Here is a 26,135-nt window from a genome sequence, read left to right on the forward strand (position 1 = left end):
CCAAAAGCTTGTATAAAGCTGGCAATGGTTTGCCAGCGCTATGGCTGGAATACGAGGAGTGTTATTCTTACTAGTGCTCACACCGCCTACTTAGGGGGTAGGCGAACGGCTTGCGCCGTTGTGAGTGATAGGGAATAGGGGCGACGCGGTGCTGTAGGGGCGCCGCGTCGTTTCCCGTTTTTACCCAAAGGTATATATTCACGGCGGGCCAGGGTTGATAAATGCGGCCCACGGCAGGAATGTGCGCTACCACACAGCAATGTTTAGCATTAGCCATACGTCTTTTGGCTAATGGCGTGCGCCATGCGGGCGCCAGTGACTTTTAAAGGAGCGCAATGCAGACCTCCCTAGGGCTGACCCTGATGGGACTGGCCATCATCTTTGTGACGGTGGGAATCCTCATCCGTGGCCGCGTTAATCCCATTATTCCCATGACCTTGGTGCCCGTCCTCGGCGCTGTGATAGCCGGTTTTGGGGTAGAAGATATCGCGGATTTCTTTGGCGAAGGCTTAAGTTCTGTCATCAACGTCGTGGTGATGTTCATCTTCGCCATCATTTTCTTCGGCATTTTGCAGGATGTGGGGCTTTTTACCCCGGTGATCCGCAGCCTCATCAAGGCGACCCGCGGCAATGTCATGGCCGTGACTATAGGCACGGCCGCCATCGGCATCGTGGCGCACCTCGATGGATCGGGTTCCACGACCTTCCTTATTACGATTCCCGCATTGCTGCCGCTGTACCGGGCGCTGCACATGTCGCGTTATGTGCTGATTACCATCGTGGCCCTAGCCGCTTCGGTGATGAATATGGTCCCGTGGGGCGGACCACTGGGGCGTGCCGGTGCGGTGGTTGAGCAAGACCCGAACGATATCTGGCTGCACTTATTGCCCATCCAAGGTGTGGCAGTGGTCCTCATCTTCGCCATTGCCGCCCTGTTGGGGTGGCGCGAAAAGAGCCGCTTAGCCAAGCTGCAGGAAAGCGGCGAGATTAAGGGCACCATCTCAGTGGACGTGAATTCCTTGGCGGATGATTTTTCCGCCAAGCAGGCTGAGGAACAACAAAAACTCGGGTTCAGGTACCGGAAATCCCGGTGGGTTACTATCGCGAATATCGTCGTTGCCTTGGCCGTGCTCGCAGCCCTGCTTTCGGGCTTGCTGCCACCGGCACCCGCGTTCCTTATTGCTACCACCATTGCCTTGGTAGTGAACTTCGATGGCGCGATGGAGCAGGGCGATGCCTTGCGGCGTCACGCCCCCAACGCCTTGTCCATGGCCGGAGTGATCATTGCAGCCGCGATGTTTTTGGGCGTGCTCAATGAGACCAAGATGCTAGAAGAAATCGCGCTGAGCCTGGTGAATATTCTCCCGGAAGGAGTGGCGCCGTATCTGCACGTCATCGTGGGATTCTTTGGGGTTCCGCTAGATCTGTTGACCTCCACCGATGCGTATTACTTCTCGGTATTGCCCATCGTCCAGGGCACGGTGGAGTCCTTCGGCGTCAGCGGTATGGGCGCTGCGAGCGCCCTCATTATCGGCAACGTGGTGGGAACCTTCGTCTCCCCATTTTCGCCAGCACTGTGGCTGGCGCTTGGACTGGCGGACGGTCAGATGGGCAAGTACCTCAAGATAGCTTTCCCCATCGCATGGGTATTTTCCATCATCCTCGTCGCCATCGCCTTCTTTACCGGAATGCTGGCCTAAGCGGGCCCTGGAATCCAAGGGCCCTGTAGGCATGGAAAAGCCCGCAGTTTCCTGCGGGCTACTGTCGGGATAACAGGATTTGAACCTGCGACCTCTTCGTCCCGAACGAAGCGCGCTACCAACCTGCGCCATATCCCGGTCACTGCTTAAAAGCAGTACTGAAATACTTTAACGCACGGTGAATGCGATCGGCAAAACGGCAGGTCTAGTCCACCTCAGTGATCCTCAGCAGGGTGGCCGAGGGGCGGCAGAATAAACGCACCGGGGCGAATTTGGACGTGCCCAAGCCATTGGAGACGTGCATCTTCATAGGGCCGAAATCATGCAGGCCCTGTGCGCGCGGGCGGTCGATGCCGCAATTGGTCACGATGGCGCGCGAACCGGGCAGGCACACCTGCCCACCGTGGGTATGGCCGGAAAGGGAGAGCTGGTAACCATCGGCGGCGAACTTTTCGAGCACGCGCGGCTCGGGGGCGTGGAGCAGGGCAAGCGATAGATCGGCATCCTCGTGGGGTGGGCCGGCGATTTCGGAATAATCGTCCAAGTCGTGATGCGGATCGTCCACTCCGGCCACGGCAAGGCGAACATTGCCCACCTTGAACTCGTGACGTGCCTGGTTGCCGTCGTACCAACCGTGCTCCACGAAGGCCGCGCGCATGCCGCGCCAAGGAAGGTCAACGTAGGAGGGCTCGCGCTTTTTACCCAGTAGGTATTTGAAGGGGTTGACCGGGCGCGGCGCCCAATAATCATTGGTGCCAAACACGAAGACGCCGGGCCGGGCGAGCAGCGGGCCGAGCGCGCGCAGGGTATCGGGCACGGCCTGCTTATCGGAGAGGTTGTCGCCGGTATTGACCACGAGGTCTGGCTCCAGCGCATCGAGGGCGGAGACCCAATCGATCTTGGTCTGCTGTCCCGGGATCATGTGCAGGTCAGAAATGTGCAGCAGGCGGAACTCTTCTTCGCCGCGCAGGGTGCCCTTGGGAAGGAGTGGAAGGGTAAATTCCTTGAGCTCGAATTTCGTGAGCTCGCTAAAGCCCCAAGCAGCAACACCTAGGCCTGCGGCGACGCCGCCAAGAATCCGTTGAAGTTTCACAGCTTCTACACTACCTGCCTTAAATGGACGTATATTGAAAGGCATGAGCGAGCTAAAAGATACTATCCGAGCAGATCTGAAAACGTCGATGAAGACCAAGGAAAAGCAGCGCACCAGCGCCATTCGCGCGCTGCTCGCGGCAATCCAGGCCGAAGAAACCACTGGCTCCCGCCACGAGCTGGAGGATGAAGATATCCTCAAGGTCATCGCGCGCGAGATTAAAAAGCGCCGCGAGTCCGCAGAGGTCTATGAAGAAAATGGCCGCCCGGAATTGGCAGAGGCTGAGCTTGTCGATGTCCCCTTCTTCGAGGCCTACCAGCCGCGCCAGCTCGATGATGCGGAGCTTAAGGCTTTGGTAGAAGAAGCAATTGCTGAGGTTGAAAAAGAAAACGGCGAAGCACCCACTATGAAGCAGATGGGTGCGGTCATGAAGGTTGCTAATGCAAAAGCCGCCGGCCAAGCCGACGGCAAGCGCCTTTCCGCGGAGGTAAAAGGCCAGCTTAACTAATCTTTAGCGGCCGAGGAGATTGCGGATATCGTTGCGGAAGTTATCGATATCTTCCTGGCGGATTCCAAAGTCCTCTGGGCTGAGGTTCAATCCGCCGCCGTTATTTCCTCCCCAGTTGCTCACGCCGGTAGTGTTCCCGCTACCGGTGTTATTTTGTGTGCCGGTCGTATTCGCACTGCCTACGCCGCTGGAGGGGGATTGGGTGGCAGAGGTGCCATCGGAAAGCTGCAGGGTAATCTCGGCGCCGTCCTTCTTGCCATCCTTGCCGGTAATCGCGCGCACCACTCGGCCGTAGGGAACATCCCCGCCGACAACGCGGGAGGTTTTTACCACATAGCCCTTGGCCTCAAGGGTGCTGCGGGCCTGTGACTCGTTTTTCCCGCGCAAGCTATCGAGCAATTTATCTCCGGTGGTGCCGTCATCGTATTTTTTGTTGTAGTTGGGCAGCCCGCCCTGGGTAGCTTGCGGCAGCTGCGATGCCATGGTGAAAAATGTCTGCGCGGGCTCTAAGCCACCAAAGAGGTTGCCGGAGCCGGTGCACTGGCGCACGGGTGAGGTACACAGCGGCTGGGTATCGGTGCCGTCGTTATAAATATAAGGAGCGGCGGCGAGTCCGTCGTTGAATCCCAAAAATGCCGAGGACTGGTTGGACTCGGTGGTACCGGTCTTGGCGGCGATGGGGGAGCTAAAGCCAGCAGCCTGGGCGGCATCCTTGGCGGTTCCCTGTGTGGCATCTTCAGACAGCGCATTGGCCAGGGCGTGGGCTACATCCTGGTCTACCGCCTGCTCGCACGGGGTCTCCTTGAGGTAGACCTCGTTGCCGTTCTTGTCCAGGACCTCGTCAATGGGATTGGGCTCGCACCACCGGCCATTGGAGGCAATCGTTGCGCCGACATTGGATAGTTCCAGCGGATTTACCGGGTTGGGGCCCAGGGTAAAGGAACCGGAATTGGCGTCCTTTGTGCGCTGCGCAATGGAAGTGTCCTTATCAAAGGTGCCCTTTTCGTCGTAGGAGCGCAGGCCGAGGCGCACCGCCATATCCACGATGGGTGCCACGCCAACCTGTTCGGTGAGCTTGATAAATGGCGTATTGGGCGAGTGGGCCAAGGCCTCTTGCAGCGTCATCGTGGCCTTATAGTTGCCCGCGTTTTCCACACAGTAGCGGTTGGCGGGGCAGTTATCGGCGCCGCCGTGGCCAAGGCCTTCGGCCTCATAGCGGGTGGGCACATCCACCGTATTCTTAATGCCGTAGCCAGCCTCGAGGGCGGCCGCGGCGGTAAAGGCCTTAAAAACCGAGCCGGCGCCATTGCCCACCAAGGAGTTGGTCTGCGGCAGCAGGGTTTCATTATTATCTTGGTCCAGCCCGTACGCACGGGAAGAGACCATGGCCAAGACCTTGCGGTCTGACGTGCCCGGTTCGATAACGTCCATCACCTCGGCGACGCCCTGAGCATTCGGGTTGGTGCGCGACTGCACCGCAGATAGCGCCGTATCCTGCACCTGCGGGTCCAACGTGGTCTTTACGGTATATCCACCGTTGGCAAGCTGATCTTGGTCCATACCCTTTTCCTCAAGGTACTGCAGCACAAAATCGCAGAAAAAGCCGCGATCAGCTGCGCCGATGCAGCCATTGTCCAAGGTATTGGGCCGCTTGCCGACGCCCAATTCTTCCCCCTTATACTCATCCGCATCCGCCTGCTCCAGATAGCCGTTATCCACCATGGACTGCAGCACGACGTTGCGGCGGTCAAGCACCTCTTCCTCATTGGTATAGGGGTTGAGGCGCTCTGAGGACTGCACCATGCCCGCCAGCATCGCCGCCTGCGGCACCGTGAGGTCCGCGGCGTGGCTATCAAAGTAGGTCCGCGCGGCGGCCTCCACGCCGTAGGCATGGTTGCCAAAAGAGACCAAGTTGAGGTAATTGGTAAGGATTTCCTTCTTATCCAATTCCTCATTCATCTGCGTTGCCATGCGCATTTCACGCAACTTGCGGGTGACGGATTGCTCGGTCGCCGCGGCCCGTTCTTCATCGTTTTGTGCGGAGACGAGCAGGAGGTAGTTCTTGACGTACTGCTGGTCAATGGTGGACGCGCCCTGGGATACCCCGCCGGAGGTGAGGTTGGTCCACAGGGCGCGGAAATTGCCTTGGAGATCAACGCCGCCGTGTTCGTAAAAGCGCTCGTCCTCAATGGAGACGATGGCGTTTTTCATCGCGTCCGAAATCTCATCGCCACTTACGGGGTGGCGGCGTTGGCTATAGACATAGGCCATATCTTTGCCCGAGGCATCCTGCACCGTGGTAACACCAGGGATATTGCCCGCTGTTAGGTCTTGCAGGTCCGATTGCATGGTCTGGTTGGTGCGGGCGATCGCCACGCCGGAAATGCCCGCGAAGGGGGCAAGCGCGAGCGCGATGAGCGCGGCTACCAAGACCGTGGACAGGGCTATCTTGGACAAAGATTTGAAGACAGTCACGCCCAATACCCTACGTGGTCTGCCTAGCAATGGGGAAGGTGACCTGCACCCCCTAAAGTGTGACCTCGTAGACAATCTCGCGTTCTAGTGAATAGACTCAGGTCTCGGTACATAGTATTCCGTCTGGGAAGGAGAACACTCACCCATGACCGTTCGAGTGAAGACTGCGGGGATGTCCAATACAGCCCGAAATCCCGAGCGTGGTGAGTGGGTCACTCAAGCAAAGTGCCGCAATGAGGACCCAGACGCATTATTCGTACGCGGCGCTGAACAGCGCAAAGCCGCCGTCATTTGCCGCCACTGCCCCGTTTTAACGGAATGCCGCGCAGACGCCCTTGATAACCGCGTGGAATTTGGCGTGTGGGGCGGGTTGACCGAGCGTCAGCGCCGCGCGCTCCTGCGCAAGAACCCCCACATCACGGACTGGGCCAATTACCTGGCTAAGGGTGGCGAACTCGTCGGCATTTAAGGCGGTCAGGGGGTGTGACTGTCCTCGCAGTGGCGACAGCGCTGCGGAATAGGGGCGGCATAAGTCGTATTAAATCGCTAGAATGAACCCCATGACTAAATGGGAATACGCAACCGCACCAGTACTGACCCACGCCACCAAGCAGATCCTTGACTCTTGGGGCGAAGACGGATGGGAATTGGTCTCCATCACCCCTGGCCCCAACCCGGAGAACGTGGTGGCCTACTTCAAGCGCGAGGTGGCAGAGTAAATGAGCTTTTCCGCTCGCTTGAAAGAGCTAGGGGTGGAGCTGCCGGGCGTCGCTAAGCCTCTGGCTTCCTATGTGCCCGCACTGCGCGTGGGCAACCAGGTATGGACCTCTGGCCAGCTTCCCTTGGTGGATGGCTCCCTGCCGGTGACCGGCAAGGTCGGCGCTGAAGTCACCACGGAGCAGGCCCAAGAACAGGCCCGCACCGCCGTCCTCAACGCCCTGGCGGCCGTTGATGCAGAGATCGGGCTGGACAATATCTCCCGCGTGATCAAGATCGTTGGCTTCGTGGCCTCGGATCCCAGCTACGAAGAACAGCCCGCGGTGGTTAACGGGGCATCGGATTTCATCGGGGAGGTATTCGGCGAGGCTGGCACGCACGCGCGTTCTGCAGTCGGCGTTGCCGCCTTGCCCAAGAATGCCCCGGTGGAGATCGAATTGATCGTAGAGATCGCTGAGTGATCGGTTAGGCTGGTAGGCATGGAGCACCCCGCATACAGTCAATTGCGTCCCGTAAGCCAATCCGTCGGCGTAGTTCTTTGTGATAATCCCAGCTATACCGCCCTCGAGGGCACGAATACCTGGATTATCAGCGCCGCTGAAGACTCTCGGTCGATCGTCGTAGACCCGGGGCCGGAGGATGAAGGCCACCTCAACGTTGTGCATCGCCATGCCGGTGAGGTGGCTTTAATTCTGCTTACCCACCGCCACGATGACCACGCTTCGGGCGCGCAACGGCTCCGGCAGATGACCGGCGCACCTATCCGTGCCTTTGATCCTAGCTATTGCAATGGCGCGGAGGCGTTGCAGAAGGGCGAAATCCTGACTTTGGAGGGCATCACCCCGCAACTGGAGGTCCTGCATACACCGGGCCACACTGCGGACTCCACGTCCTTTTTCGTGTGGAGCGGGGAGGTAGAAAATTCTCGGCTAGAAGGCATCGTTACCGGCGATACCATCGCGGGGCGCCACACCGTTTTGCTTTCTGAAACCGACGGCGATTTGGCCGATTACCTGCATGCCCTGGATGTGCTGGAATCTCGCGGCAAGGATGTTCCGCTCTTCCCGGGCCACGGGCCGGATTTGGAGGATACCTCGCAGGTGGCGCGCAAGTACATTGACCGCCGCCATTACCGCTTGGATCAGATCCGGGAAATCCGCTCCCGGCTGGGCGATGACGTGGACCTGACCACCTTGGTCAATGAAATGTATGACGATGTGGATCCGGTGCTGCGCCATGCCGCCGAGCAATCTACGCGCACCGCGTTGAAGTACCTCGACGGTACCGACAGCTAACGCGCGGCGCGGCAGGAAGCCTGCTAAAACGCATATTCCCTCCACCCTTAGTGCTTATGCACGGGGGCGGAGGGGATTTTTGGTTTTATCGCGCGCGGCGGGCGAGGTGCTCGGTATCGACGATGAGCACGGACTTGCCCTCGAGGCGAATCCAGCCGCGGTGGGCGAAGGTAGCCAGGGCCTTGTTGACGGTCTCGCGGGAAGCGCCGACCAACTGGGCAATCTCTTCCTGGGTGAGATCGTGGTTGACGCGCAGCGCGCTGCCTTCCTGGACACCAAAGCGGTTAGCCAGCTGCAGCAGGGTCTTGGCAACACGGCCAGGCACGTCGGTGAAGATAAGGTCCGCCAGATTTGCGTTAGTGCGGCGCAGGCGGCGGGCCAGCACGCGCAGCAGCTGCTGGGCGATGGCGGGGTGATCGCTTACCCACTTATCCAGCAGCTCGGAGTTCATGGTGGCGGCCTGAACCTCGGTCACGCAGACGGCAGACGAGGTGCGTGGGCCCGGATCGAAGATGGAGAGCTCACCGAACATATCGGAAGGACCCATCACGGTCAGGAGGTTTTCGCGGCCATCCGGGGCGTGGCGGGCGAGCTTAATCTTGCCGGAGGTGATGATATACAAACGGTCACCAGGCTCGCCTTCATCGAAGATGGTGGTACCGCGCGGGAAGCGCACTGTCTCCATCTGCTCGAGAAGATTCTGCACTGCTACGGGATCAACGCCTTGGAAGATTCCGGCGCGGGAGAGGGTGTCCTGTACGCCTTCCACGTTTTACTCCTTGGATGTCGACTGCGAAAAGTCACTAAAGTGCTTGGGCCACATCCTTTTGCGGGCTCCAGGGAGGCACGCTAATGCGGAACAAGCGGGGTCAATTTTTAGCGTACCCCATTTTACAGTGCAGTTCGTCACTTTTGGGTACTGCCCTAGTTTCGTTCACATAACAGAAATGGGATCACTTACGCCCCCAGCGTTACAGCCAGCGCGTTTTCTATTAATCCGCGAAGACAATCGCTTCCAATTTTTCCATGAGGAGCGCGAAAAGGGCGATGCCGAGCGGAACAAAAATAACAAGTGAAATCATGTATTCCTATCCTACTAAGTTTGGCGGCATGAGTTCATCACTGTCGGCCACCGCGGCCCCGAGCAAGAGAGCGCCCGTCATTAATGAGCGATTGGCACGCGAACACCCCGATGCGCAGTGCGAGCTCGATTTTGACTCTCCCCTCCAGCTCTTGGTGGCTACGGTGCTCTCCGCGCAGTGCACGGATGCGCGCGTGAACTCGGTAACCCCTGAGCTTTTCCGCACCTATCCCACTGCGGCCGATTATGCGGCGGCCAGGCGGGAGGACCTGGAGGCAATCCTGCGCCCGCTGGGGTTTCAGCGGGCAAAGGCGGGGCATCTCATGGGCATTGGTGAGCGCCTAGTTTCTGAATTCGACGGCGAGGTGCCGCAGACCGTAAAGGAACTGACCTCCCTGCCTGGGGTGGGCCGCAAGACGGCGCTGGTGGTGCTGGGCGATGCCTTCGGGGTGCCCGGCCTTACCGTGGATACGCACTTTAGCCGCCTGATGCAGCGCCTGGAGCTGACGGGGGAGAAGACGCCGGTGAAGATAGAAAGGGACATCGCCAAGCTCATTGCAGAGGCCGAGTGGACGATGTTTTCCCACCGCGTCATTTTTCATGGCCGGCGGGTCTGCCATGCCCGGAACCCGGAGTGTGGGAATTGCGTGGTGCGGGATCTGTGCCCGGCTGCATTAAGCTAGCGGTATGAAAAAATACGTCTTCGGCACCGTCATTGCGGCCATTGTCATCGCTGTCCTCGTGGTCGTGGGGGTCATGCAGCTGCGTGGGGATGACACCGGCGCGGGCGATTCGGCGCAGGCCCCTAGCGCGGGCTCGGGATCTGCGGGCGACCAGGACGTAGCAGAGCGCCCAGATTGCCCCGCGGGGCCCATCGCCGGGGTGGATCTGGAGTGCCTGGGCGGCGATGATGCAAGCGAAGGGGACAAGGCGGATGAAGGAATTACCATCGCCAACGTGTGGGCGTGGTGGTGCGAGCCGTGCCGCGCGGAATTGCCCTACTTGGACGAGGTGGCGGAATCTCACCCTGATTGGAAGGTCATTGGGGTGCACGCGGATAAAAATGCCGGCAACGGGGCTGCATTCCTTAACGATGTTGGAGTAGACCTGCCGAGCTTCCAGGATCCGGATAATAGCTTCGCGGGCACGTTGGGCCTGCCGGGCGTGGTTCCCGTGACCGTCATTCTCCGCGATGGGGAAGTGATCAAGCAGGCGGCGCAGCCGTTTACCTCTGCGGCCGAGATCGAAAAGACGGTTGAGGAGGCGCTTGCCGGATGAGTAAATTATGGCCCGAATACGCGCCCGAGTGGATAAAACCCGCGCTGGGCGTCGATCCGAGTCAGGTGCAGGAGCTTATTGGGCAGCGGCAAGCATCCCAGCTCAATGGCTCGGAGGAAGAAGTGCCAGTCAAGCGGGAAGCCGCGGTGCTGATGCTGCTTAGCGGGAACAGCGTGGAGGATGGCGAAATTTTGCTTACGCACCGCTCGCCGTCCCTGCGCTCGCATTCCGGGCAGATTGCCTTTCCCGGCGGCCGGCGGGATCCGGGCGATACCTCGCTGGTAGATACCGCCCTGCGGGAGGCGTGGGAGGAAACCGACCTGCAGCGCCACACGGTCACGCCCTTAGAGCAGTGGGAACAGCTGCACATTCGCGCCACGGGGAATCCGGTAAGCCCAATTTTGGCCCACTGGGCGGAGCCGGGCGAGGTCTATCCCGCTAGCCCGGCGGAGACCGATGATGTGTTCTTCGTCCCGATTAGGGAGCTCATTGACCCCCGCAACCGCCTGCTGGTGGGATTCAAGCAGTGGCAAGGCCCGGCGTTTTATGCCAATGACTACGTGATTTGGGGCTTTACTGCCGGGGTGCTGGCAGCATTATTGGATCATTCTGGGTGGAGCGTACCGTGGGATAACAATTCGGTCATAGACCTGCGTGACACCCTCAAAAAGTCCCGCAATAATGAGAAGATGTCCTAATTGCCCGTGCGCTAAAGGCGCCGGAGGACGCACGAGATTTCGATCGAGAAAGAACCAAAGCCATGACTGCTGCGCTCGTTGTTGACGGCCTGATTGTGCTTGCCGTATTAGCAGCATTGCTAAGTGGTTGGCGCAATGGTGCGCTTGCCGCGGTACTCTCCGCCATCGGCGTGGGCGCGGGCCTCGTGGTGGGCATCGCCGTAGCCCCCAGCGTATTGCGCACAGTGGAGGAGCTTTCGCTGCGCCTGCTCCTGCTCGTGGGCATCCTGGTTCTGCTGGTGGGTATTGGGCAGATCATTGGTTCCTCCTTGGGCACCAGCGTGCGCGACCGCATGAAGGCGCGCAGCACCCAGCGGATAGATTCGCTATTCGGCGCGGTCTTTCAGTCCTTCATCGCGCTCATCGTCATCTGGATGATTTCCATTCCCGTGGCCACCAATTTGGGCGGATCCGCGGGGCAGGGGCTGCGCGATTCCCGCATCCTGAGCAACCTCAACGCAGCCGCCCCGACGCGCCTGGCTTCCCTTCCCAATGGCGTGGCGGCGATGCTCAATGAATCCGGGCTTCCGCCTTTGGTCTCGCCTTGGGAAAATTCCATCAGCGGCAAGGACGTCGAGGACCCCGCCCCAGATGTGCAGGATCCGGAGCTGGTGCGCAGCATCCGCCCGTCTATCATTCATGTGCTTGGCGATGCCGAAGAGTGCTCCCGCCGCCTCATGGGTTCCGGTTTCGTGGTGGACAATGACTATGTGGTCACCAATGCTCACGTGGTGGCCGGCACCCAAACGGTGAGGTTGGATACGAAGCTAGGGCTGAAAGACGCCACGGTGGTCTACTACAACCCAGAGGTCGATATCGCCGTCTTGCACGCGCCGGATTTGGGCATCCAGCCCCTGCCGTGGGCGCAGCAGCCGGCCCAGACCGGCGACGATGCCATGGTCATGGGCTTCCCACACTCCGGCCCATTTAATGCGGAAATGGCCCGCGTGCGCGATCGCATCACCATCGCCGGGCCAGATATCTACTCCCAAGGCCGGGTAGAGCGCGATTCCTATACGGTGCGCGGCAATATCCAACAGGGCAATTCTGGCGGCCCCCTGGTCAATACCGCGGGCGAGGTCTTGGGCGTTATCTTCGGCGCCTCAGTGGATGATTCTGAGACCGGATACGCGCTGACTGCAGACGAGGTCATCGGCCACATTGGGGATGTCACCCAGTTGAAACGCCCGGTAGAAACGGGCGAGTGCGTGGCGCACTAGCTTTCGTACTAGATCCGCGTGGGGTATGTCCCCCACGCGCCGCCCTACGCGCCCCACGCGCCCTACGCGCCGCACGCGCTCGCGCGGTCACCTACTGCGTCGAGCCAGCGGCGCAGCTCGTCTACGAACTGCTCGGGGGCCTCGAGGAAGGGCAGGTTCTTGGCACCTGGAATCGAGGTGGCGCTAAAACCAGCGCGGGCGCGGAGGGAGGCCCTCTGGATAAGGGGGTTCCACAATCGCTGTTGGGCGTGGATGAAAAGGACGGGGCGTTTGACGGCTAATTCGGACCAGTTCAAGGGCACCACGGCGGTGCGCATCCGGTGGTTCCACAGGATCCCGCGGCGCACCTTGCCAATCTGGGAGGCGCGCAGGCGCAGGGCAAGGATGGACTCTAGGGTGGCATCGGCAAGCGCGGGCCCCGTATCCAGGCTGAGCTCCTTGCGGTAGGCCCGGGGGCTGAGCAGCAGGGTATTCGCGCGGGTGACCTTTGGTAGGTGGCAGAGGAGGGAACGCAGGATCATCCACCCAAAGTCCCAAGGGCGCGCGGCGATGGCGCGGCGGATATCAACTGGGTGCGCGGCCGAGACCGAAACCAAGCCGCGCACGCGATTGGGACGCTCGGCGGCCAGGCACCAGGCCACCGCGCCACCGGTATCGGCGCCGACGACATAGGCATCATCGTGGCCCAATGCCTGGATGAGGCCATCCAGATCCCCGACCAAGGTGCGGATATCCTGGCCGGGATCGATGGGCGGCTTATCGGACATGCCAAAGCCGCGCATATCCACCGCGGCGACGTGGTACCCGCTCTGGGCGAGGGGCCCAATGACCTCCTGGAAATCGAACCAGCCGCCGAATGCGCCGTGAATAAAAACGACGAGGGGATCGGCGCTATCGCCCGCTATGGCCACGTGCAGGCGGATGCCCCGGGTGTGGACAAACTCGTGCGCAAAGGGTCCTTCCAGCTCAACCGTGGAGGGGGGAAATGGTGCAAAGGCCATGGAGGACAAGGCGCCTTTCTATGTGTACAGAAAATCCGCCCCAGGAAAGGCTGAGGCGGATCTAATGGTGCGTGCGGTTTAGGTGTACAGGCCGTGAGTGTCCTTCCGGTCCAGCGACTTCTGCGCCTTACCCGGAATCAGGTTCTTGAGTTCCTTGGTGGAATCTATGGTCTTCTGCGGGGCCTTAACCTTTTTGACATTCTTAACGCCGAGCAGAGCGAGGACACCGGCCGCCACGATCATCACGAGGAAGACGATCAAGAAGGCAGCCCAGCGCTCCAGCCAGAGGGCGAGGAGCTCAGCGAGGAAGAAGAAAAAGAAGAAAGAGCTGTACAGCGCGATGGTACCGGCTGCACCGAAGAAGCCGGCGCCGATGCCGCCCTTCTTGGCGGACTGCGCCAGCTCCGTCTTGGCCAGCTCTACCTCAGAGCGCACGAGCTGGGACATCTGCTCGGTGGCATTGGAGACCAACTTGCCGATGGAGGTTTCGGAGGACGATGCATCTACATCGCTCAAAGGAATCGAATTAACCTTTGGTGCGAATTGATCGGTGCCGTCAGTAAATAGTCCATCGTTGCTCACGATTAATTCTCCTCGTTTTTCATCTAAACCTTGTAACGGCCCCAATGATAATAGAAACAGTGCGGTTTTATGGTGCCGCGCCAGTCACAGGGGTCTTCGGGGCTCGGGGCGTCTAGGGCTATCCTAATGTATATGCCAGAAAATGACGCGTTATCCCCGCTATTTCGCCTCCCGGGGGTGAAAGAAGGTGCGGAAAAGGCCGCGGCTGCCATCGCGCGCGCCCACCGCAGGCCCGCCGGGCTGCGCAGGTATGAGGTCATCTCCGCGGAGTCCTTGATGCGCGGGGCGCGCGCCAGCGTGGCCTTGGATGGGCACGCCATCCCCCCGCATCCTGGCCCAGGCGATGTGGAAAGCGGGCCGCTCGCCGGCGCGGTCAGCGCGTATTCCGTGGCAGCACCTGAGGTGGTAGATTCCACCGTCCGCTCCTTTGCCCGCGCGCCGCTGCAAGTGTTCGCGCGCATCGACGTCGCCGCCGGCGGAAACGGGATCCCCAGCGGCGATAGCGCGCGCTTGCAGGGCCTCGCGCGCCTGATTGCGCAGGGCAGCGGCCCTGCGTTCCGCGACCTTTTGCCGAGCGTCGTGCACGCCGAAATCGCGGCCGGTGAATTCTTTGGCCCGCGCAGCGGCGTGGTGGCGCGGATTGCCGCCCGCCTGGCCGCCATACACACCGGCTTCGATCCCCGCGGGTTCGCCGTGCCAGAGGTGTATTTCCACCGCCAATCCAAGGCCTACCGCGAGTGCCGCGCGAACTACCGCGACAAGCCTGGTGAGGTGGTGCTTTTTCACCTTTCCGCCTGGGAGGTAGGTGGCAAAGAAGCCGATGCCATCGTCCGCGCCGCTTAACCGTACGCCCGTCCCCGGTAGGCAGTGAACATCCATTCGGTGCAGGTCAGGGCCGTGCAGGTAGATAGTTTTTCTTAGCTGTTGTGATCGGGTAATGAACGTGTCATAATAATCGGTGCAAGGCCCCGATATACTGTGCGGCCTGCCCCGGCTCGCCCCCCGAGGCCGGGTTACTGACGGCCCGCGCGCACCCCCCGATGCGCGGGCCGTCACCTATATCTACGGTTATCCACAAGACTTTGTTGAAAATGCAACTAACCGGGTACTAAGTGGTAACTTTCGCGCATTTATCCACAGGCGGGAAGGCACGTCTCTAGTGCAGCTGGAGCGGGTGCTTCAGGCTAGGGGGCATGAATACAGCACACTCTCGCTCCACCATCGTCGTCGCCATTGGCGAGGAAGCCTTGCGCGCCGAGGCGGTCCATGCCGCCGCCGCGACCAGCCACGAGGTTATTACGGTGACCGATCCCCGCGATATTCCGCGCAGCCTCGCCGGGGCCTATACGGTCTTGGTCGACGCGCTCATGGCGCGCGTTATCGCCTCTGCCCAAGCCGCACAGACCACGCCCGTCCCAGTGCTTTTCCTCGCCGCGGATCCGGGGCCCATCGATTATGAAGCGGCGCTTGCCTGCCATGCGGACCGCGCCTTTATTATCCCCGCGGAAATTAAAGAGTTGCTGGCGGCTATTGCCCAGGCGGCGCACCCGCCAGAAGATCGCCTCGGTACCGCCACCATCGCGGTGGTGGGCGCCAGCGGAGGGGTAGGCACCTCCACCTTTGCTGCCGCCTTGGCGCGATCCCACTGCACGGCGAGTGAGCAGGCGCGAGCGCTGCTTATCGATGCCACCGCGCACTCCGGCGGCCTCGATCTCCTCCTCGGCGTGGAAACCGCGCCGGGTGCCCGCTGGCCGGAGCTCAACATTGGCGATGGCAGCATTGACGCCGCCGACCTTTACCGCGCCTTGCCCTCTACCGCTGATGGCATAGCGGTTCTATCCGCAGCGCGCAGCACGGTCAAGGACTCGTTCAAGCTGGATGCCACGCTCTTGGCGGCGGTGACGTCTGCGGCGCACGCGGCCGAGGGCCTGTGCGTGGTGGATTGCACGGCCGAAAATATCCCGGCTGCCTGCACGCACGTGGTGCTGGTGGTGGCCGCGGAAGTGCGATCGGCCGCGGCGGCCGCACAACTTATCCTGCGACTGGATGAGGCGCGGCGCGACATCGTGGTGGTGCTGCGCCAACGGCAGTGGGCGGCTCTCAGCGCACCCGAGGTAGAAGACATTATCCACCACCGAGTCAGTGCCCAATTGCCCAGTGTGCGCGGGCTCACCCGCAGCATAGAGATCGGTGGACTCCCAGCCCGGCTTCCCGCAGCACTGGCCAAGACCGCCCGTGCGGTGCGCGAGGAGGTAGGGGCATGAGCGCAGCGATGGATAGCTCGGTCGAGACCATGGAAAAGACCATGGAGAAGATGCAGCGCGTCATTGCCGCCGAGCCGGATCTGGTGCACGACGCCCCTAGCCTGGCCCGGCGGATCCGGGAGGAAGCAGGGGTTATCAGTGATGTCGCCGTGGTGGATCTGCTCCGGCGCTTGCGCCAAGATGCCACCGGCATGGGGCCACTGGATGCCTTATTGGCCCGGCAGGGCGTGACCGATGTCGTGGTTAACGGGCCTGAACACGTCTTTATGGACCGAGGAGAGGGGCTAGAGCGCAGCGATATCACCTTTCGCAACGATGGGGAGGTGCGCCAGCTTGCCTCTCGGTTGGCCGCGGCATCGGGCACGCGGCTTGATGATGCCCAGCCTTTTGCCGATGGCCGCGTCACGCGCCCCGATGGCGTCGTGCTCCGCGTGCATGCCCTTTTAAGCCCACCCGCAGTGGGCGGAACGTGCATTAGCCTGCGCGTATTGCGGCAGGCGCAGACCACCCTGCCGCAGTTGGTGGCCAATGGCACCGTGCCGGAGGACATCAGCCAGCTGCTTGCCGCGATGGTGAAAAAGCGAGTGTCCTTCCTCGTTATCGGAGGTACCGGCTCCGGCAAGACGACGCTGCTCTCGGCGCTATTGGGAACCGTATCCGAGCGCGAGCGCATCGTGGTCATCGAAGATACGGCGGAGCTATCACCCCACCACCCGCATTGCGTGAGCATCGTCTCGCGCCGGGCAAACGCTGAAGGCAGCGGGGAAATCACCATGGCGCAATTGCTGCGGCAAGCGCTGCGCATGCGCCCAGACCGCATCGTCGTCGGTGAGATTCGCGGCCCAGAGGTAGTCGATCTCCTCGCCGCGCTGAATACGGGCCACGATGGCGGTGCGGGTACCTTGCACGCCAATTCCCTCTTTGAGGTACCCGCCCGCATGGAGGCCCTCGGCGCACTCGGCGGCCTGGACCGCAGCGCCCTGCACTCGCAATTGGCGGCTGCCGTCAACGTGGTGCTCACCATGGAGCGCACGCCGCACGGCCGGCGCCTGGCCCATATCGGCGTCTTAGAGGGCAATCCGGTCACCCCGCGCATTGTCTGGAGCGCAACCGAGGGGTCCGCCCCCGGCTTTGCGAAATTCTCCGCCGCGCTGTTGGAGGAACGGCGCGAAGAAGCAGGAGGTCAGGCGGATGCTTAGCTTCTTATTGCTCGCCGCAGCCCTCTTGCTGTCTGCGCCCTCGAGCGCATCCCGCATTGCTGGCAAGGACAGCCGGATAAAGGCCAGCTCCTTGGTCATTTTGGGCGCCGTATTCTGCGGCAGCTTGGTCTTCTTCTCGGTTGGGCGGATAAGCATTGCGGTCGCGGCGGCGATCATCGCCTGGTGCGTGTCGTGGTATATCAAGGACGTCATGGCCGCCCGCACGCGCCGGCGCGGCCGCGAGGCCCTAGCCGGATACTTCGGGGTCGTCACCGCTGATCTGCGCGCCGGGGCGACCCTCGCAAGCGCGCTATCGCGCGGGGCGGAGTCCCTTCCCTCGACGACGCCGCGGGATATGAGCGCGGCCTTAGAATCCACCGCTACCGCGGCGGCCCGCGGCGCGCCCCCACACGTGGCGCTCTCTGGCGCCCATGCGGATGCAGAACTTACCCGGTTAGGCCACCTGCTCGAATTATCCACACAGCACGGCATCGCGGTGGCAAGCCTCTTTGAGCAGGCCCAAAGCAGGATGGATGCCCTGCGCCGCCACCACCAATCCACCGCGGCCGGGCTGCAAGGACCCCAAGCTACAGCCACGGTCTTGGCCTGCCTTCCCATCGCGGGCATCGCCATGGGCGGGGCGATGGGTGCTAATTCGCTTGGCTTCTTGCTCGGCGGCGGATTGGGCGGAATCCTGCTGGTCATCGGGGTGGGGCTTGCCTGCGGCGGCTTTGCCTGGTCCCGCGTCATCATCAGGAAGGCGGCACCATGATGGCCTTTATTTGCTTAGCGCTGGCCGTGCTCGTTGGGCTGCCGGCCACCAAGGGGCGGCTGGGACCTTCTACGGCACAAAACACAGCGCAGCACACGGCGAAGACCCCGCGCGCCGGCCCAAGAAAGCTCAATGGCGCAACAGTGCGCGGGGGATTGATGAGCAAACTCCAGCCCTCTAGCACCGTGGATCCACTCCTCGTGGCCGGGGATATCGAACTTTTCGCAGCTTGCCTGAGTGCGGGCCTGACGGTGCACGCCGCTGCTACGGCGGTCGCGCGTACGGCAGAGGCCGATACCCAGCACTTGTGGGAGACGGTATCCGCGCTCCTGGGAGTTGGCGTGCCCACGGAATCTGCATGGGACCACATGAAGGGCCATGCGGGACTAGAGGACGTGGCGGGGCTTGTCATCTTATCGGGCCAATCCGGCGCCACCATAGCCGCCGGATGCACGCGAATCTGTACTTCTTTGCGCGCCGAAGCATCTGCTCACGCTACGGCTAAAGCAGAGCGCGCAGGAGTATTCATTGCCCTCCCGCTGGCGGTGTGCTTCCTGCCAGCATTCATCGTTCTAGGCCTCGCGCCCGTAGTGATCAGCTTGGGCGCGCAGCTTTTCTAGATGCACCATTTTTCACTTCTACTCAACCACCACACCTTATAAGAAAGGACTTCCCATTATGTCTGCACTATTTATTAAGTACTCCCAGCTCACCCGCGCCCTCGTCCGCAACGATGAGGGGATGAGCACCATTGAATACGCCATGGGATCGCTTGCGCCTGCGGCACTTGCCGGCGTGCTGTACATGGTCATTAACGGCGGCGGCGTGGTCGATGCCATCGAGGGAATCATCACCGATGCGCTGTCGAATACCCCGAGCTAACCGGGCGCACTAGAACACAAGAAAGGAGGAATCATGCGCACGGTAGTCGATGACGATGGTTCCGTGACCATCGAAGCCGCCCTGGCATTAAGCTCCCTCGTCCTCGTGGCGGCGGGCATTATCGGTGCGATCGCGACGATGGCGTCCTATATCGCGGCGGTGGACATGGCGGGCGCGGCGGCTAGGTCGCACGCCATCGGCGTCGAGTACCAACCGGCCCGCGAGGATGCCCGGGTAAGCGTGCAGGAAAGCGCGGGGCTTATCAGGGCATCGGTAAGCGTCGATGCTCCCATCGGCACCATGAGCGCGGAAGCGGTCTTTCCCGCGGAGGTGGCCGGCAATGACTAGCAAACTCCGCGGTGAGGACGGGTACGCCACCATCGCCGCCACCGGAATCATCGTCGCCATCATCAGCTTATTGCTGGTCATCGCGGCGGTGGGGTCTCGCGTGACCGCGCGCCACGAAGCGCAGGTAGCCGCGGACCTTGCCGCCGTGGCCGGCGCGTGGGCCTTGGCCACCGGCAAGGATGCGTGTGCGGCCGCAGAAAGCACCGCGCGGGATAACGGCGCGAGCCTCGAGGAATGCACCGACAATGCGCCCGATATCATCGCCGTTGCCGCGGTGCGCGGCCAGAGCGCCACGGCCAAGGCGGGCCCTGTTTAAACCGCGGATTCCTGCGTCATGGTGACGAGCTCGCCGAGCAGCTTGATGGCACCGTCCTTGCTTAGTGGGTTATTGCCGTTGCCGCACTTGGGCGATTGCACGCACGATGGGCACCCGGCCTCGCAGGGGCAGGAGCGCACCGCCTCAAAGGTGGCCGCGATCCACTCGGGGAAGCGGCGAAAGCCTTCTTCGGCAAACCCGGCGCCGCCGGGGTGGCCGTCGTAGACAAAGACGGTGGGAAGCTGCGTATCCGCGTGCAATGCGGTGGATACGCCGCCGATATCCCAGCGGTCGCAGGTAGCGATAAGCGGCAACAGCCCAATGGCGGCGTGTTCGGCCGCATGGAGGGTGCCGGGGATATCGGCGGCGGTAATGCCCATCGCAGAAAGCGCCAGCGGGTCGATGGTATAAGCCACGGCGCGGGTGGTCAGCCGCTGTTCGGGGAGATCGAGGGGGATATCGTCGCCGATGGTGCCATTGGCAAGCCGCACCTGGTACCCGGTGACGCGGTCGGTGACCTCGACCTCCACGTCCGCCACCCACAGGCTCGGGGAATAATTGACCAGGTTATCGGCCTCGCGCACGATGCGAATATCCGTAGTAGAGCGCGGGGTGGTCGAATACTCGGGGGTCTCCGGGCGGGCGAGTGCCACATAATCGGATAGGAGGAGCTCCTCGATGACAAAACTTTCGCCCTGGTGCAGGTAGACCGCGCCGGGGTGGACCTGGCTGGTCGCGCGCGCTGCATCGATGGTGCCCAGTAGCCGCCCATCGGAGGCATCCACGATCATGACCTCCTCGCCCGCCCCGCCGCGCAGCGATACCGCCGAGTGGGCGGTCTCCGGGGAGAGCTCTTCCGCGCTGGAGGCGGGAATGGGTACGGCAAACCACCCGCGCTCGCGGCGGCGCACGAGGCCCTGCTCTGCAAGCTGGTGGATGACATCGCTGGCACCCCACTCAGCAATGGTTGCATCATCCAGCGGCTTTTCCACCGCCGCGCAGTAGATATGGCCAAAGAGGATATAGGGGTTCGTGGGGTTAAACACGCTCGCTTCCACCGGCTTGCCCAAGAGAGCATCGGGGTGGTGCACCAGGTAGGTATCCATGGGTTCATCGCGGGCGACAAGCACCACGAGCGAGCCTTGCCCACGCCGGCCGGCGCGCCCGGCTTGCTGCCAAAAACTGGCCACGGTGCCCGGAAACCCGGCGGTAACCACGGCATCGAGCCCGCCGACGTCGATGCCCAGCTCGAGGGCGGAGGTGGTGGCAACGCCTAATAGGGAGGCATCGTCAAGCGCCTGCTCCAACCGGCGGCGGTCCTCGGCTAAGTAACCTGCGCGGTAGGCGGCGATGCGCTGTGCGAAATCCGGCCGGCCCAAACTGCCGGAGAGGGTCTCGGCGGCTACCATCGCCACGACCTCGGCGGAGCGGCGGGAGCGCACAAAGGCCATGGTCCGGGCGCCTTCCGCGATGAAGGTTGCCATCATCTCGGCGGCCTCAGTCGTGGCCGCGCGTCGCACGGGGGCGCCGTGCTCGCCCTCCGCACCCTCTAAAAACCCAGGCTCCCAGAGCGCGACCGTGCGCGCACCGGTGGGGGCGGAATCCTCAGTAATCGCGTGCGCCGGGCGGCCGGTGAGGCGCTCGGCATGCCGCGCCGGATCATTCATGGTTGCGGAGGCATAAATGATGGTGGGCCGCGATCCATAATGGCGGCACAGCCGGAGCAGGCGGCGCACCACCAGGGCCACATTGGCGCCGAATACGCCCCGATAGGAATGGCATTCATCGATGACGATGAACTCCAGGTGGCGCAGCACCCGCGCCCACCGCGCGTGCGCGGCCAGCATGGACATGTGCACCATATCGGGATTGGAAAACACCAGGCGCGAATGCTCGCGCACGCCCGCCCGCGACTCCTGGGGCGTATCGCCGTCATAGGGTGCGGGCACCACGTTCTTGAGCTCCGGAATCCCGCGGCACAGCTCAAGCGCGGACTGCAGCTGGTCCGATCCGAGGGCCTTGGTGGGGGTGAGGTAGAGCGCGCACGCGGTCTGATCCTTTGCCAGCCGGGTGAGGATGGGCAGCTGGTAGCCCAAAGACTTTCCGGACGAGGTGCCGGTGGAAATTACTGCGTCACGGCCCTGCCACGCGCATTCGGCGAGCTCGGCCTGGTGCGCATAGAGCTTGCCGATGCCCCCATCTACCACCTGCTCCTTCAACCCCGGCAGCACCCACTCTGGCCATTCGGCGTAGCGCGCCCGCTTTGCCGGGAGCGTGGTGTGAAACGTCAGGGTGGACTCAGAAAGGCGCCGTTGAATGAGGTCTAGGAGCTCTTCACCAATGGGGTTGTTGCCCGCCGGGTGAGACAATTTTTTACCCCCTTGTGAGTTAAATCTATCGCTTTGGCGTGGAACGTGTCACACTGTTGACAGGCCAATGTTGTCTTGGTGCGGTTTTATACTTCACGGTACTGCTCGAGGACCCATTTACCGAATAACTACCGGCGCGGCAATGCGCGCTACCTCTTTAAGAAAAGGAACTCAGTTCACCATGACACAAGGAACCGTTAAGTGGTTTAACTCCGAAAAGGGATACGGCTTCATCGAGCGCGAGGACGGCGGCGGAGACATCTTCGTGCACTACTCCGAAATTCAGGGCAGCGGCTTCCGCACCTTGGAAGAAAACCAGAAGGTCAGCTTCGAGGTTGGATCCGGCCCGAAGGGCGACCAGGCGCAGGCCGTTTCCATTCTCTAACGCCCTCTAGGGTTTTAATCGCCCTAGGGCGTTTCGGCGTAGCCGCGGCGGGTATCCCACCACTCAGTGATGCTGTTTTGGGCCTTTTGTAGTCCGAAGCCGATGAATACGGCGGCGATAATGCTGATAACCATCGCAAACAGTGGGGTATCGGAGAACGCCATGCCGCCCACATAACCAATGGCCAAGGCCTGGAATACCCAGAGCATCACGCCAATGGTGTCGAAGAAGAGGAAGACCGGCCAGGGAAAGCGCATTGACCCTAGCAAAATGGTCATAAAGAGCCTGGCCGAGGGGATAAAGCGGGCAATGATAATGGCCGCGCCACCGCCGCGGCGTACATTGCGTTTTACCCAGGTGAGGGCCTCGTAGGCCTTCGTTCCCTTTTGAATGCGGTTAAGCAATGGCATAAACCGCGTGCCCAGCAAAAAGCACAGGTTATCACCCAACATGGCGGCTACGAGCGCCACAAAGAACATGGTGGGCAGGTGTGGAAATCCCTGCGAACCGGCCCAAGCGCCGACCATATTCAGCGGGATTTCAGAGGGGAGCACTGGAAAGAAACAGTCCCCGAAAATGAGCAGGCCCACGATTGGATAAACCCACTCCGTGCCCATGATGGCTTCAATCCACATCGTTACTGTGTCAACCATCTAATCCTCCACGGGGTGTGTTGTGGGTGTGCTATCGTCCCCAACAATGCTTTCACAGCTGCTGGACTTTCTAAAAAGGTCAGTATAGACCGGTTCGGTGGGGGTGCGAAGCGCCCCCTACAAAGCCTTTTGGTGTTACCGAGTATATGGTGCGAAGAACGGTATAAACCACCTGTGTACGCTAGGGGCGATTGCTGAAAGCGCACAAATTTTAATGTTCGCATCATCGAAAGGGATGAAGTCGAAGTGGCAGAAGCGGCCGAGCCGGGCAAAACTTTAGTGATTGTGGAGTCGGCAACTAAGGCGAAGAAGATCCAGCCGTACCTGGGAGATAACTACATCGTGGAGGCCTCCGTAGGGCATATCCGCGATCTCCCGCGGGGCGCTGCCGACGTGCCGGCGAAGTTCAAGAAAGAATCTTGGGCCCGCTTGGGTGTTAACCCGGAAGATGATTTCGCCCCGCTCTACGTCGTCAGCCCGGATAAAAAGAAAAAGGTCGCTGACCTCAAATCCAAGCTGAAGCAGTGCGATAGCCTCTTGCTGGCAACAGACCCGGACCGCGAGGGCGAGGCCATTGCTTGGCACCTATTGGAGGTTTTAAAGCCCAAGGTGCCGGTGCGCCGCATGGTCTTTAATGAGATCACCAAGTCCGCCATCTTGGAGGCGGCGGAAAACACCCGCGACTTGGACTATGACCTTATTGATGCCCAAGAAACCCGCCGCATCCTCGACCGCCTCTACGGCTACGAAGTCTCGCCCGTGCTGTGGAAGAAGGTCATGCCGCGGCTTTCGGCCGGGCGCGTGCAGTCGGTGGCCACGCGGGTCATCGTCGAGCGCGAGCGCGAGCGCATGGCGTTTATCTCCGCCGATTACTGGGATTTGCTCGCCACCCTGGACGCGGGGGCGGGCAGCGGCGAGGGCCCGTCGGCCTTTGACGCGCGCCTGACCGCCGTTAATGGCAAGCGCGTGGCTGTGGGCCGTGATTTCGACGATCGCGGAAACGTGAAGACCAAGGACGTCATCGTCATCACCCAGCCGCAGGCGGAGGCCTTGGAAAAGGCCCTGCAGGGCGCGGGCATGACCGTGTCCGGGGTAGAACACAAGCCCTATACCCGCAAGCCTTATGCGCCGTTTATGACCTCGACGCTGCAGCAGGAGGCGGGCCGGCGCCTGCACTTTACCTCTGAGCGTACGATGCGCATTGCACAGCGCCTTTACGAAAACGGCCACATTACGTATATGCGTACGGACTCCTCTTCGCTGTCTAAGCAGGGTTTGAACGCCGCGCGCAGCTCCGCCACCAGCATTTATGGCGAAGAATACGTCTCGGATTCCCCGCGCGTTTATGACCGCCGCGTCAAAAACTCGCAGGAAGCGCACGAGGCGATCCGCCCCGCCGGTGAGTCCTTTGCCACCCCGGGCCAGCTGTCTAGCCAGCTGGATGCGGAGGAATTTAAGCTCTATGACCTGATTTGGAAGCGCACCGTGGCCTCGCAGATGGCCGATGCTAAGGGCACCTCCATGAAGGTGGCCGTGGCTGGCACCGCGACCACGGATAACGGCACCTATGACGTCGAGTTCTCCGCAACCGGCCGCACCATTACCTTCCCGGGTTTCTTGAAGGCTTACGGCGCCGACGAGGATACGAGCAAGAAGAGCGAGAACCGCCTGCCGCACCTGGAGGAGGGCCGCGATCTGAAGGCCGAAGAGGTATCGGCAGAAGGCCACTCCACCAACCCGCCGGCGCGCTATACAGAAGCGAGCCTGGTGAAAAAGATGGAAGACTTGGGCATCGGGCGCCCGTCGACGTATGCCTCCATCATCAAGACCATCCAAGACCGCGGTTACGTGGTCTCGCGCGGCAACGCCCTAGTGCCTTCGTGGGTAGCCTTCGCCGTCGTGGGCCTCTTGGAAGAAAACTTCACCGAGCTGGTGGATTATGACTTCACCTCGTCCATGGAAGATGAGCTGGACTCGATTGCCACCGGAACGGAGGATGGCACGGACTGGCTGAACGGCTTTTACTTTGGCAACGCTGAGGCCAACGAGCACAAGGCGGCCTCCATCGCGCGGCATGGCGGGCTGAAATCGCTTATCGATGTCAACCTCGAGGCCATCGATGCCCGCAAGGTCAACTCGCTGAAGCTCTATACCGATTCGGAGGGCCGCGAGGTCTTCGTGCGCGTCGGCCGCTACGGGCCCTATATCGAGCGCGCGATCGGCACCAACGAGGACGGCAGCGTGGAATATCAGCGCGCCAACCTCTCTGAAACCGTGACCCCGGACGGGCTGAATGAACAGCTGGCGGAAAAGCTCTTCGCCACCTCGCAGGGCGGGCGCCAGCTGGGCGAGAATCCCGAAAACGGCCGCATGGTGGTGGCGAAGGAAGGCCGCTTTGGCCCCTATGTCACCGAGGTCGTCCGCGATGATGAGCGGGAAAAGGCCGAGGCGGAGGCCTTGGAGATCGTCGCGAAGGAGCGCGCAGAAGAGGATAAGCAGCGCGCCGAGGAAGGCAAGCGCGCCAAGAATTGGGAGACCAAGACGGCCGCGAAGCAAAAGGAAAAGCGCATCAATGACTACATTGATGAGAAGCTGAAGCCGGGCACGGCCTCGCTCTTTAGCTCGATGGAGCCGCTGACCGTCACGCTGGAACAGGCCCTTGAGCTGCTGTCCCTGCCGCGCGAGGTGGGCGTGGACGACGGGGAGATGATCACTGCCCAAAACGGCCGCTACGGCCCCTACCTGAAGAAGGGATCGGATTCGCGCTCGCTGGCTAAGGAAGAGCAGATCTTTAGCATCACCTTGGATGAGGCCCGCCGCATTTATGCGGAGCCGAAGCGCCGTGGCCGCGCGGCCGCACAGCCGCCGCTCAAGCAACTCGGCGATAATGACGTCTCGGGCAAGCCTATGACCGTTAAGGATGGCCGCTTCGGCCCGTACGTTACGGACGGCACCACCAATGCGTCCCTGCGCCGCGGCGACGATCCGGAGCAGCTTACCGATGCCCGCGCCAACGAGCTCCTTTCCGAGCGCCGCGCCAAAGAGGCCTCTGGGGAGACGAAGAAGAAGTCTTCTAAGAAGAGCACAAAGAAGTCGACCAAGAAATCGACGAAGAAGGCGACCAAGAAGTCCAGCAAGAAGGCCACTAAGAAGGGCGCGAAGAAGGCGGCTAAGAAATCCAGCTCGAAGCCTTCGCCCGGCACGAAGAACGTGGTGAAGGCCGGCTCGCGGAAGAAATAAGCGAAGAAATTAGTAAGGTG

27 protein-coding genes and 1 tRNA gene are annotated in these 26,135 nt (G+C 61.5%); 20 read left to right on the forward strand and 8 right to left on the reverse strand.

The window, feature by feature from the left end:
• Window positions 1–335 precede the first annotated feature (335 nt).
• Entirely contained in the window at window positions 336–1,700 is a 1,365-nt protein-coding gene (locus ABRP64_RS05730) for a CitMHS family transporter (RefSeq protein ID WP_296088729.1), read from the forward strand.
• A gap of 64 nt (window positions 1,701–1,764) precedes the next feature.
• Here the strand turns inward: ABRP64_RS05730 and ABRP64_RS05735 are convergent.
• Window positions 1,765–1,838: transfer RNA gene (locus ABRP64_RS05735), tRNA-Pro, on the reverse strand.
• Window positions 1,839–1,905: 67 nt separating this feature from the next.
• Complete coding sequence (locus ABRP64_RS05740) at window positions 1,906–2,793, reverse strand: metallophosphoesterase (RefSeq protein ID WP_284770738.1); 888 nt, start codon at window positions 2,791–2,793, stop codon at window positions 1,906–1,908.
• Window positions 2,794–2,836: 43 nt separating this feature from the next.
• On the opposite strand from ABRP64_RS05740, the gene ABRP64_RS05745 reads away from it, so the two are divergent.
• Window positions 2,837–3,301, forward strand: coding sequence for a GatB/YqeY domain-containing protein (locus tag ABRP64_RS05745; RefSeq protein WP_349865778.1), 465 nt, complete (start codon window positions 2,837–2,839; stop codon window positions 3,299–3,301).
• Between the two features lie 3 nt (window positions 3,302–3,304).
• Here ABRP64_RS05745 and ABRP64_RS05750 read toward each other — a convergent pair whose 3' ends face one another.
• On the reverse strand, window positions 3,305–5,776 hold the full coding sequence (locus tag ABRP64_RS05750; RefSeq protein ID WP_349865780.1) for a transglycosylase domain-containing protein: 2,472 nt from the start codon (window positions 5,774–5,776) through the stop codon (window positions 3,305–3,307).
• A 145-nt stretch (window positions 5,777–5,921) separates the two neighbouring features.
• On the opposite strand from ABRP64_RS05750, the gene ABRP64_RS05755 reads away from it, so the two are divergent.
• The 4 genes from ABRP64_RS05755 to ABRP64_RS05770 all read left to right on the forward strand — a co-directional run bounded on the left by ABRP64_RS05755 (window position 5,922) and on the right by ABRP64_RS05770 (window position 7,788).
• Entirely contained in the window at window positions 5,922–6,245 is a 324-nt protein-coding gene (locus tag ABRP64_RS05755; protein ID WP_005276491.1) for a WhiB family transcriptional regulator, read from the forward strand.
• Window positions 6,246–6,336: 91 nt separating this feature from the next.
• Entirely contained in the window at window positions 6,337–6,495 is a 159-nt protein-coding gene (sp36, locus tag ABRP64_RS05760; RefSeq protein WP_126318073.1) for a Sp36 family protein, read from the forward strand.
• Window positions 6,496–6,954, forward strand: coding sequence for a RidA family protein (locus ABRP64_RS05765; protein WP_284770741.1), 459 nt, complete (start codon window positions 6,496–6,498; stop codon window positions 6,952–6,954).
• An 18-nt stretch (window positions 6,955–6,972) separates the two neighbouring features.
• On the forward strand, window positions 6,973–7,788 hold the full coding sequence (locus tag ABRP64_RS05770; protein ID WP_284770742.1) for an MBL fold metallo-hydrolase: 816 nt from the start codon (window positions 6,973–6,975) through the stop codon (window positions 7,786–7,788).
• An 85-nt stretch (window positions 7,789–7,873) separates the two neighbouring features.
• Here the strand turns inward: ABRP64_RS05770 and glxR are convergent, their stop codons facing one another.
• Window positions 7,874–8,557: a CRP-like cAMP-activated global transcriptional regulator GlxR gene (glxR, locus tag ABRP64_RS05775; protein WP_005276495.1), complete on the reverse strand. Its 684-nt coding sequence runs from the start codon at window positions 8,555–8,557 to the stop codon at window positions 7,874–7,876.
• A 341-nt stretch (window positions 8,558–8,898) separates the two neighbouring features.
• Here glxR and nth point away from each other — a divergent pair, with 341 nt between their 5' ends.
• From nth to ABRP64_RS05795, 4 genes are all read left to right on the forward strand, one after another.
• Window positions 8,899–9,552: an endonuclease III gene (nth, locus tag ABRP64_RS05780; RefSeq protein WP_349857605.1), complete on the forward strand. Its 654-nt coding sequence runs from the start codon at window positions 8,899–8,901 to the stop codon at window positions 9,550–9,552.
• A 4-nt stretch (window positions 9,553–9,556) separates the two neighbouring features.
• Window positions 9,557–10,147: a TlpA family protein disulfide reductase gene (locus ABRP64_RS05785; RefSeq protein WP_349836990.1), complete on the forward strand. Its 591-nt coding sequence runs from the start codon at window positions 9,557–9,559 to the stop codon at window positions 10,145–10,147.
• On the forward strand, window positions 10,144–10,845 hold the full coding sequence (locus ABRP64_RS05790; protein ID WP_296088703.1) for an NUDIX hydrolase: 702 nt from the start codon (window positions 10,144–10,146) through the stop codon (window positions 10,843–10,845). Before ABRP64_RS05785 ends, ABRP64_RS05790 begins: the two co-directional genes overlap by 4 nt.
• A 62-nt stretch (window positions 10,846–10,907) precedes the next feature.
• Window positions 10,908–12,104: a MarP family serine protease gene (locus ABRP64_RS05795; RefSeq protein WP_349865782.1), complete on the forward strand. Its 1,197-nt coding sequence runs from the start codon at window positions 10,908–10,910 to the stop codon at window positions 12,102–12,104.
• Between the two features lie 62 nt (window positions 12,105–12,166).
• Here ABRP64_RS05795 and ABRP64_RS05800 read toward each other — a convergent pair whose 3' ends face one another.
• Both ABRP64_RS05800 and ABRP64_RS05805 read right to left on the reverse strand, forming a co-directional pair.
• On the reverse strand, window positions 12,167–13,105 hold the full coding sequence (locus ABRP64_RS05800) for an alpha/beta fold hydrolase (RefSeq protein WP_349865784.1): 939 nt from the start codon (window positions 13,103–13,105) through the stop codon (window positions 12,167–12,169).
• Window positions 13,106–13,183: 78 nt separating this feature from the next.
• Window positions 13,184–13,687, reverse strand: coding sequence for a phage holin family protein (locus tag ABRP64_RS05805; RefSeq protein WP_410757377.1), 504 nt, complete (start codon window positions 13,685–13,687; stop codon window positions 13,184–13,186).
• A 126-nt stretch (window positions 13,688–13,813) separates the two neighbouring features.
• Between ABRP64_RS05805 and ABRP64_RS05810 the strand changes: the two genes are divergently transcribed.
• From ABRP64_RS05810 to ABRP64_RS05845, 8 genes are all read left to right on the forward strand, one after another.
• Window positions 13,814–14,530 carry an oxidoreductase gene (locus tag ABRP64_RS05810; protein ID WP_349865786.1) on the forward strand — a complete coding sequence of 239 codons (717 nt, stop codon included), beginning with the start codon at window positions 13,814–13,816 and terminating at the stop codon, window positions 14,528–14,530.
• Between the two features lie 350 nt (window positions 14,531–14,880).
• Window positions 14,881–15,951, forward strand: coding sequence for a septum site-determining protein Ssd (ssd, locus tag ABRP64_RS05815; RefSeq protein ID WP_349865788.1), 1,071 nt, complete (start codon window positions 14,881–14,883; stop codon window positions 15,949–15,951).
• Window positions 15,948–17,150, forward strand: coding sequence for a TadA family conjugal transfer-associated ATPase (locus tag ABRP64_RS05820; RefSeq protein WP_349865790.1), 1,203 nt, complete (start codon window positions 15,948–15,950; stop codon window positions 17,148–17,150). Before ssd ends, ABRP64_RS05820 begins: the two co-directional genes overlap by 4 nt.
• Window positions 17,143–17,922 (forward strand): type II secretion system F family protein, encoded by a 780-nt coding sequence (locus ABRP64_RS05825; protein ID WP_349865792.1) that lies wholly within the window; start codon window positions 17,143–17,145, stop codon window positions 17,920–17,922. The genes ABRP64_RS05820 and ABRP64_RS05825 overlap by 8 nt, the downstream gene beginning before the upstream one ends.
• A complete protein-coding gene (locus tag ABRP64_RS05830; RefSeq protein WP_284785463.1) occupies window positions 17,919–18,542 on the forward strand; it encodes a type II secretion system F family protein in 624 nt (207 codons plus the stop codon). Before ABRP64_RS05825 ends, ABRP64_RS05830 begins: the two co-directional genes overlap by 4 nt.
• Before the next feature lie 58 nt (window positions 18,543–18,600).
• Window positions 18,601–18,804 carry a DUF4244 domain-containing protein gene (locus tag ABRP64_RS05835; protein ID WP_349865793.1) on the forward strand — a complete coding sequence of 68 codons (204 nt, stop codon included), beginning with the start codon at window positions 18,601–18,603 and terminating at the stop codon, window positions 18,802–18,804.
• Window positions 18,805–18,837: 33 nt separating this feature from the next.
• The gene (locus ABRP64_RS05840; protein WP_023016597.1) at window positions 18,838–19,152 is read left to right on the forward strand and encodes a hypothetical protein; all 315 of its coding nucleotides are present in this window, start codon (window positions 18,838–18,840) and stop codon (window positions 19,150–19,152) included.
• Complete coding sequence (locus ABRP64_RS05845; RefSeq protein WP_237791613.1) at window positions 19,145–19,468, forward strand: Rv3654c family TadE-like protein; 324 nt, start codon at window positions 19,145–19,147, stop codon at window positions 19,466–19,468. Before ABRP64_RS05840 ends, ABRP64_RS05845 begins: the two co-directional genes overlap by 8 nt.
• Here ABRP64_RS05845 and ABRP64_RS05850 read toward each other — a convergent pair.
• Entirely contained in the window at window positions 19,465–21,837 is a 2,373-nt protein-coding gene (locus ABRP64_RS05850; RefSeq protein ID WP_349865795.1) for a DEAD/DEAH box helicase, read from the reverse strand. The two genes, ABRP64_RS05845 and ABRP64_RS05850, sit on opposite strands and share 4 nt — an antisense overlap.
• Window positions 21,838–22,018: 181 nt before the next feature.
• Between ABRP64_RS05850 and ABRP64_RS05855 the strand changes: the two genes are divergently transcribed.
• On the forward strand, window positions 22,019–22,222 hold the full coding sequence (locus ABRP64_RS05855; protein WP_005276524.1) for a cold-shock protein: 204 nt from the start codon (window positions 22,019–22,021) through the stop codon (window positions 22,220–22,222).
• Window positions 22,223–22,245: 23 nt separating this feature from the next.
• On the opposite strand, the gene ABRP64_RS05860 is transcribed toward ABRP64_RS05855, so the two are convergent.
• Window positions 22,246–22,875 carry a DedA family protein gene (locus ABRP64_RS05860; protein ID WP_284783204.1) on the reverse strand — a complete coding sequence of 210 codons (630 nt, stop codon included), beginning with the start codon at window positions 22,873–22,875 and terminating at the stop codon, window positions 22,246–22,248.
• A 246-nt stretch (window positions 22,876–23,121) separates the two neighbouring features.
• Here ABRP64_RS05860 and topA point away from each other — a divergent pair, with 246 nt between their 5' ends.
• Window positions 23,122–26,115 (forward strand): type I DNA topoisomerase, encoded by a 2,994-nt coding sequence (gene topA, locus ABRP64_RS05865; protein ID WP_349865797.1) that lies wholly within the window; start codon window positions 23,122–23,124, stop codon window positions 26,113–26,115.
• Window positions 26,116–26,135: the final 20 nt, after the last annotated feature.

This window comes from Corynebacterium sp. KPL4015, assembly GCF_040225725.1.
Taxonomy (GTDB): domain Bacteria; phylum Actinomycetota; class Actinomycetes; order Mycobacteriales; family Mycobacteriaceae; genus Corynebacterium; species Corynebacterium rhinophilum.